6 protein-coding genes are annotated in these 5628 nt (G+C 75.6%); 2 read left to right on the top strand and 4 right to left on the bottom strand.

Annotated elements, in window-relative coordinates:
- Nucleotides 1-26 precede the first annotated feature (26 nt).
- Nucleotides 27-1697 carry a PP2C family protein-serine/threonine phosphatase gene (locus tag C6N75_RS00775; RefSeq protein ID WP_105866875.1) on the bottom strand — a complete coding sequence of 557 codons (1671 nt, stop codon included), beginning with the start codon at nucleotides 1695-1697 and terminating at the stop codon, nucleotides 27-29.
- Nucleotides 1698-1997: 300 nt separating this feature from the next.
- Nucleotides 1998-2363, bottom strand: coding sequence for an STAS domain-containing protein (locus tag C6N75_RS00770; RefSeq protein WP_105866874.1), 366 nt, complete (start codon nucleotides 2361-2363; stop codon nucleotides 1998-2000).
- Between the two features lie 418 nt (nucleotides 2364-2781).
- On the opposite strand from C6N75_RS00770, the gene C6N75_RS00765 reads away from it, so the two are divergent.
- The gene (locus C6N75_RS00765; RefSeq protein ID WP_105866873.1) at nucleotides 2782-3513 is read left to right on the top strand and encodes a lysophospholipid acyltransferase family protein; all 732 of its coding nucleotides are present in this window, start codon (nucleotides 2782-2784) and stop codon (nucleotides 3511-3513) included.
- A 139-nt stretch (nucleotides 3514-3652) separates the two neighbouring features.
- Nucleotides 3653-3946 (top strand): DUF4190 domain-containing protein, encoded by a 294-nt coding sequence (locus C6N75_RS00760; RefSeq protein ID WP_105866872.1) that lies wholly within the window; start codon nucleotides 3653-3655, stop codon nucleotides 3944-3946.
- On the opposite strand, the gene C6N75_RS00755 is transcribed toward C6N75_RS00760, so the two are convergent.
- Nucleotides 3908-4795, bottom strand: a complete 888-nt coding sequence (locus C6N75_RS00755) for an urease accessory protein UreD (protein WP_258177148.1) — start codon at nucleotides 4793-4795, stop codon at nucleotides 3908-3910. The two genes, C6N75_RS00760 and C6N75_RS00755, sit on opposite strands and share 39 nt — an antisense overlap.
- Nucleotides 4783-5460: an urease accessory protein UreG gene (gene ureG, locus C6N75_RS00750; RefSeq protein ID WP_105866870.1), complete on the bottom strand. Its 678-nt coding sequence runs from the start codon at nucleotides 5458-5460 to the stop codon at nucleotides 4783-4785. Before ureG ends, C6N75_RS00755 begins: the two co-directional genes overlap by 13 nt.
- Between the last annotated feature and the right edge of the window lie 168 nt (nucleotides 5461-5628).

Raw genomic sequence — 5628 nt, 5'->3', positions numbered from 1 at the left:
CGGGAGCGGGGAGGGGCGGCGCGTCGTCATGGGGTCAACCTGCCTTGTGTGGGTCGGTCGGCGTCGTCGGGCCGGGTGGTCGGGGGGAGGGTGATGGCGGTCAGCGCCATGTCGTCGTGCGGCCGGGGGCCCACCCAGTCGGCCACCAGCGTCTGGACGCGTTCGACGATGGCCTCGGCGGGCAGGCGCGCGCATCCGGTGAGCGCCCGCCGCAGCCGTCCGGTGCCGAACAGGGTGTCGCCCAGGGGGCCGCCGCGGGCTTCGGTGATGCCGTCGGTGAACAGCAGGCAGCTCTCGCCGGGCGCCAGCTTCGTGGTGGCGGTGGTGGAGTGGACGGCCGGCAGCACGCCGATCAGCGAGCCGTGCGTGGCCGCCTCCTCGACGGCGCCGTCGGCGCGGACGATCAGCGGCGGCGGGTGCCCGGCGCTGGTGAGCCGGAGCAGCGCGCCGTCCGGCAGGCGGCGTACCGAGGCGAGGACGAGGGTGGCGAAACGGGTGTGCCGGGAGGTGGTCAGGGCGCTGTTGAGAAGGGTGAGCAGGCGGTGGTGGTCGTCCGCCTCGGGCAGCAGCGCGTGCAGGGTGTTGCGGATCCTGCCGGTGAGCACGGCGGCGTCCAGGCCCTTGCCGCAGACGTCTCCCAGCACGGCCAGGGTGTCCGCCGTGCCGCCGGCCCCGGGGTGGACGTCGTAGAAGTCGCCGCCCACCCGTTCGCCGCTGCCGGAGGGCCGGTAGCCGCCGGCGTACTCCACTCCCTGGACGGCGCGCAGCCGGGGCGGCAGCAGTTCGTGCATGAGGGTGGCGGTGATGCCGGCCTGCTCCGCGTACATCCGTGCGGCGGCGAGGGCGGCGCCGGCCCGGACCGCGAACAGCCGGGCGAAGACCTCCTCGCGGTCGCTGGAGGAGCGGTTCGCCCCGCGCCGCAGCAGGATCAGCGCGCCCGCGGGGACGCCGGGGCCGGGCAGCGGGATGACGGCGACGGAGTCGACCGGTCCCTCGAAGCCGGGCGGCACGGCCCACTCGGGGAGCGCGTCGGGCGGGATCCAGCGGGACGGCGTGGGCGGCAAGCCCTGGAGCGCCTCGGTGAGGCCGGGGACGGAGCGGACGTCGGCGCGCACGACGGCGTGCACCGGGTCCGCCCCCCGCAGGCCGTAGGTGACCGGCAGTCCGCCGCCCCGACCGGGCGAGACGAGGACGGCGGCGTCGGCGAGGTAGCGGGCGCTCAGCCGGGCGGTGGTCTCCCGGCAGTGCCGCTCGTTGAGCGAGGACAGCAGTTCACCGGAGGCGCGGGCGAGGAGGGCGGCCTGTTCGCGTTCGCCGCGCAACGCCTCGCGGGCGGCGCTCAGTTCGGAGTCGTCGATCAGCCACCACACCACGCGGCGGCCACCCGCGGTGAGGGTGGCGTGCGCGGTGAAGTCGCGCCCTGCGTGGGAGCCGCGCACGCTCTTCGGGGCGGGCGCAGGGAGGTCCGGCGAGGCGGTCAGCGCGCGGTGGGCGGCGGTCAGCCAGGGCGGGGCCCCTCGGCGCAGCGGGGTGTCCGGCCGCAAGCCCGGGAAGGCCGCCGCGGCGGCGGTGTTCAGCGCGGCGACGGTTCCGGCCCGGTCGGCGACGACGACGGGGCAGGGGGCGTCGCGCCACGCACCGCCGACCCCGTCGGCGTCGTCGCGGAGCCCGGTTGCCTCGCGTTCGGCGTTCTCCACCCTGTTCACGGCCCCTGACCGGACCCGCTCCCCTCGTGCGACGGCAGATCGTTCGACGGCGGATCGTCGACGGCGGACCCGGTCCGATGCTGCCGCTCCGGCCGGGCCGGAGGGCCGCGCGGACGGTCCTGGCGTCCACGTTCCCGCAGCGAGGGCCGCAGAACAAGGAACGCGGAGGCGAACACCGGTTCCCCGGCGTCCGCGCCCGGGCGGAAGCCGGAATCCGGCCGCGCCCGACGGTCCCGCGCGGCGCGTCGTCCAGGCGCTCCCCCGCCCGGTCCGTCCCCGCCCTCCGCCCCGTCAGCGGTCGCGGTCGGCCGCGCCGGTGGCCGCGTGGGTGGTCTCGGCCAGCTCGAAGAAGCCGGCCGTGCCGGTGACCTCGAAGAGCCGGTGGACGGTGTGGCCGAACGGGCCGGCCACCACCATCGGCCGGCCGCGGCCGCGGTGGGCGCGCTGGGCGGCCAGCAGCACGTGCAGCATGGTCGAGTCGGCGAAGTCGGTGCGGGAGAGGTCGACGACGGTGCGCTCCGCCTCCGTGTCCAGCGCCGCGTCGAGCACCGTCTGAAGGTCCGGCGCCAGCTCGTGGTCGGCCTCCGCCGGCACCCGTACGACGTAGGCCGCGCCCGCGCGCTCGCCGATGACGGTGCTCTCCTGGTCGTCGTCCATCAATGGTGCGCAGCTCCCGTGGGGTCCCCCGCCGTGGCTCCGGCCCCGGACGGTGATCACGCAGCGGACCGACCGCTGCCCTGGGGCAACCTTTGCGCAGGTGCACATGATGCCGCAACAAGCACTTGCGCGGCGGACCGCGAGCCGGTAAGGGCCGCTGAGGAGTGACCGGACTCAGCGGACGGGAGCTGGCCGGGTCGGCGGACTGGGCGCAGACTGGTCGCGGGCTCCTGGGGGAACCCTCCGCACGGGGCGGCGGGCGCCGGGCCGCCCCGGGCCGCGAGCGGAGGCGGCCGCGCGGGCAGGGCGGCGGTGCGGCCGGCGGGACCCGGCGCGCCACGCGACCGGACCCCGCGCGGTCGCCGGCCGTCCGCCGCACGCAGCTCAGTCGTCCTTCCCGTTGAGCGAGGAGCCGCCCGTGTTCTACCAGTTGCTGAAGTACGTGCTGCTCGGGCCGTTGCTGCGGCTGCTGTTCCGCCCGCGCACCGAGGGCCTGGAGCATGTCCCCGCCGAGGGCGCGGCGATCGTCGCCGGCAACCACCTCTCCTTCTCCGACCACTTCCTGATGCCGGCCGTGCTGCGCCGCCGGATCACCTTCCTGGCCAAGCGGGAGTACTTCACCGGGCCCGGCGTCAAGGGCCGGCTGACCGCCGCGTTCTTCCGGAGCGCGGGGCAGATCCCGGTCGACCGATCCGGCCGGGAGGCAGGCCGGGCGGCGATCCGCGAAGGGCTCGGGGTGCTGGCCGCCGACGAGCTGCTCGGCATCTACCCGGAGGGCACCCGCTCCCACGACGGCCGGCTCTACAAGGGAAAGGTCGGGGTGGCGGTGATGGCGCTGACGGCCGGGGTGCCGGTGGTGCCCTGCGCGATGGTCGGCACCTTCGAGATCCAGCCGCCCGGCCGGCGGCTGCCGAAGATCCGGCGGGTCACCATCCGCTTCGGCGAGCCGCTGGACTTCTCCCGGTACGCCGGGATGGAGGGCGACAAGGCGGTGCTGCGCGCGGTGACCGACGAGATCATGTACCGCATCCTGGCGCTCTCCGGCCAGGAGTACGTGGACGAGTACGCGGGTGTGGTCAAGCAGCGCGCGGCGGAGGCCGCCGAGCGCGACCGCCCCCGCCGCCGCCTGCCCCGCCCCGGCGGCCACTGACGACGCCCCGGGAGGGTGCGGGCGGTCGCGGCCGGAAGTCCTCTTGCCATGTCCGCGAAATTTCCGTACGGCAGGCATGGCTTCGTCACAACCGGCAACACGGGCTCTCACAAGTTCCTTTCCGACAAGGAGAGTTCACATGGCCGGTTACGGCACGAGCGGCACCCACGGGCACGCGCACTCCGGCACGAACGGCCTCGCCATCGCCGGTCTGGTGTGCGGCATCATCGGGATCTTCCTCTTCAACATCATTCTCGGCCCGCTGGCGATCATCTTCGGTGCCGTCGGCCTGCGTCAGGCGAAGGCCGGCAAGGGCGGCGCGGGGATGGCCAAGGCGTCGATCGTGCTCGGCATCATCGACGTCGTCGTGTTCGTCGTGCTGATGGCCGTCGCCTCATCGAACGGCGGTTTCAGCTGGTACGTCGGCGGCTGACCGCCGCTCCGGCACTCTTCGAGGTTCCTCCGGCGACTCGCTGGAATCCCCAGACTCCTGGGATTCCAGCGAGTCCAGCGCCGCGTCCAGGGTGCGCCGCAGCAGCAGCGCGTCCGGGGCGACGGCGGTGACCAGCACCGCGGGCCCGGCCAGCGGGGTGAGACAGGCACGGTCGCCCAGCGGCCGCGGCCCCACCGGATGGTCGCCGAAGCCCGGATCCACCACGAGGAGCTGCCCCACGGCCCGGTGCCCCGCCAGCACCGCCCCGCCGTCCCATCCGCCCGGCGCCCCCGGACCGAAGCGAAGTTCCTGGTCCAGCAGGGGGCGGCCGGCCCGGTGGACGGTGAGGCGGGTGGCGAGGGTGCCGGGCTCTTCGCCGTACCGGCCCAGCACCTGCTCCTCCCGCAGCACCAGCCTCGCGCTGCCGGCCAGTTCGACCCGGGTGCGCATGCTCAGCCGGGAGCCCGCCGCGCACACGAGCTGCTCGGGCAGCCAGCGCAGCTCCGCGTCCGCGCCGACCCGCAGTCTCACGTCATAGGACGCCTCCGCGTCGGGGTCGCGTCCGGGCAGCGCCACCGTGGCGGCCGCCGAGTCCACGGTGAGCCGGGCCCCGGCGCGCACCTCCGTCTCGATGGCGAGGCGGTCGCCGCCGAGCGGGGCGGTCATCGCCCCGACCACCGTCACCCGGGCGCCCGGTCCCGCGGCCCGGGTGCGCCGCAGCGCCAGCGGCCCGTCCCCCGCCAGAACCGGAAGTCCCCCGTCCGCGGCCGCCGCGATCCGCGCGGTCGCCCGTACTCCGGTCGCCGCGTCCGGCGGCGTCCCGGGCGCGGCGCCGCTCACCCGGTCCACGCGGCGAGCCGCTCGCGCACCCAGGCGGCGACCGGCGCGACCCCCTGCGGACCGGTGAGCGAGGTGAAGAGGACCGGCAGCTCGCCGCGCTGCTCCTTGGCGTCCCGCGCCATGCGTTCCAGGTCGGAGCCGACGTACGGGGCGAGGTCGGTCTTGTTGACGACCAGCAGGTCGGCGGTGGTCACCCCGGGGCCGCCCTTGCGCGGGATGTCGTCCCCGCCGGCCACGTCGATCACAAAGACCTGCGCGTCCACCAGCCCCCGGGAGAAGGTGGCGGTGAGGTTGTCGCCGCCGGACTCGACCAGGATCAGATCCAGCGGGCCGACCGCCTCCTCCAGGTCCTCGACGGCTTCCAGATTGGCGGAGATGTCGTCGCGGATCGCGGTGTGCGGGCAGGCCCCGGTCTCCACCGCCTGGATGCGCTCCGGCGGCAGGACCGCGTTGCGCAGCAGGAACTCGGCGTCCTCCCGGGTGTAGATGTCGTTGGTGACCACGGCCAGCGAGAGCTGGTCGCGCAGCTCGCGGCAGAGCGCGGCGACGGTCGCGGTCTTGCCGGAGCCGACCGGGCCGCCGAGTCCGATCCGCAGTGCCCGGCGGGTGCCGTCGGGGCGGTGGGCGTCGGCGCTGACGGCGGCCGGGGCGTCGTGGGAGTGACCCAGGTGCATGTGGAGTCTCCTGAGGGTGAGTGGACGGTGGGGATGGAGGTGGTCGGTGGGGCTGGTGTGGCGGGGGGGGTGGGGGGTTAGGGGGCGGAGAGGGGGGCCGGCCCGGGGGGGTGGGGGTTGGCGGGGGTGGTCGGGCGGGGTGGGGAAAGGCCGGGCAGGGGGCTCACC

The sequence above is a fragment of the Streptomyces solincola genome (genome assembly GCF_002982015.1).
In the GTDB taxonomy this organism is placed as follows: domain Bacteria; phylum Actinomycetota; class Actinomycetes; order Streptomycetales; family Streptomycetaceae; genus Streptomyces; species Streptomyces solincola.
Note: the sequence above shows the minus strand (reverse complement) of the source record. Positions and strands in the feature narration are given on the sequence as shown.